The 1707-nt window shown below is 65.1% G+C and carries 2 protein-coding genes; both read left to right on the plus strand.

The genetic code is table 11. The annotated features are described in order from the left end of the window. Positions 1-411: HlyD family secretion protein (locus U5798_RS36785; RefSeq protein WP_415859533.1), on the plus strand; the 411-nt coding region annotated here is incomplete at its 5' end. Positions 412-426: 15 nt separating this feature from the next. Further along, positions 427-1707, plus strand: a 1281-nt coding sequence (locus tag U5798_RS36790; RefSeq protein ID WP_322084867.1) for an efflux RND transporter permease subunit, incomplete at its 3' end; no start/stop codon positions are given.

A 1707-nucleotide genomic window follows, 5' to 3' on the forward strand; every position in this document is an offset into this window, starting at 1 on the left:
ATCTTCCCGAATCCAGGCCGCGTGCTGCTGCCGGGCATGTTCGTGCGCGCACGGATCGAGGAAGGTGTGAACGAGAACGCGTTCCTGGTGCCGCAGATCGGCGTCACGCATGACCAGAAGGGGCAGGCGACCGCACTGGTCGTGACCGCGGCCAACAAGGTCGAGATGCGTCCGTTGACGACGACCGGCACGTACGGTCAGGACTGGATCGTCGAAGGCGGTCTGCAAGCGGGCGATCACGTGATCGTGCAGGGCGTCGACAAGGTGCGCCCGGGCGCGACCGTGAAGACCGTCGCGGCGCAGCTCGCACCGGCGCCGGATGCCGCTTCCGCTACACCGTCAAACGCCGCGCCGGCGAGTACCGCCGCCAATGCTGCTGCGAGTTCGGCCGCCGCGTCGGCCGCGCAATAACCGGGAGTCCGTTTCATGGCCAAGTTCTTTATCGATCGCCCGATCTTCGCGTGGGTGATCGCGATCGTGCTGATGCTGGCCGGCGTCGCATCGATCTTCAAGATGCCGATTGCGCAGTATCCGACGATCGCACCGCCGACGATCCAGATCCAGGCGAACTATCCGGGCGCTTCCGCGAAGACGGTGGAAGACACGGTGACACAGGTGATCGAGCAGCAGATGAGCGGTCTCGACAACTTCCTGTACATGTCGTCGACCAGCGACGATTCGGGCAACGCGACGATCACGCTGACCTTCTCGCCGGGCACGAATCCGGACGTCGCGCAGGTGCAGGTGCAGAACAAGCTGTCGCTCGCGACACCGAACCTGCCGCAGGTCGTGCAGCAGCTCGGCATGCAGGTCACGAAGTCGAGCAGCAACTGGCTGATGTGGTTTGCGTTCAACTCCGAGGACGGCAGGATGTCGAAGGAGGACCTGACGAACTACGTGGCCTCGCACGTGCTCGATCCGCTGAGCCGCGTGAACGGCGTCGGCCAGACGCTGCTGCTCGGTTCGCAGTTCTCGATGCGGATCTGGCTCGACCCGACCCGCCTGACCAACTACGGCCTCACGCCGATCGACGTATCGACTGCGATCACGCAGCAGAACGTGCAGATCGCGGGCGGCCAGATCGGCGGCACGCCGGCGAAGCCGGGCACGATGCTGCAGGCGACGATCACCGAATCGACGCTGCTGCGCACGCCCGAGCAGTTCGGCAACATCCTGCTGAAGGTCAACCAGGACGGCTCGCAGGTCCGGCTGAAGGACGTCGGTCGCGCGGCGCTGGGTTCGGAGAACTACACGTTCGACACGAAGTACATGGGGCAGCCGACGGCCGGCCTCGGTATCCAGCTCGCGACCGGTGCGAACGCGCTGGCGACCGCGACGGCGCTGCGGGCCAAGATCGACGAGCTGTCGAAGTACTTCCCGCACGGTCTGGTCGTCCACTACCCGTACGACACGACGCCGTTCGTGCGCCTGTCGATCGAGGAAGTGGTCAAGACACTGATCGAGGGCATCGTGCTCGTGTTCCTCGTGATGTACCTGTTCCTGCAGAACCTGCGGGCGACGATCATCCCGACGATCGCGGTGCCGGTCGTGCTGCTCGGCACGTTCGCGATCATGGGTGTCGCCGGCTTCTCGATCAACACGCTGTCGATGTTCGGCCTCGTGCTCGCGATCGGCCTGCTGGTCGACGACGCGATCGTGGTGGTCGAGAACGTCGAGCGCGTGATGGCCGAAGAGGGGCTGCCGCCG

The organism is Burkholderia sp. BCC1972, assembly GCF_905339605.1.
GTDB lineage: Bacteria > Pseudomonadota > Gammaproteobacteria > Burkholderiales > Burkholderiaceae > Burkholderia.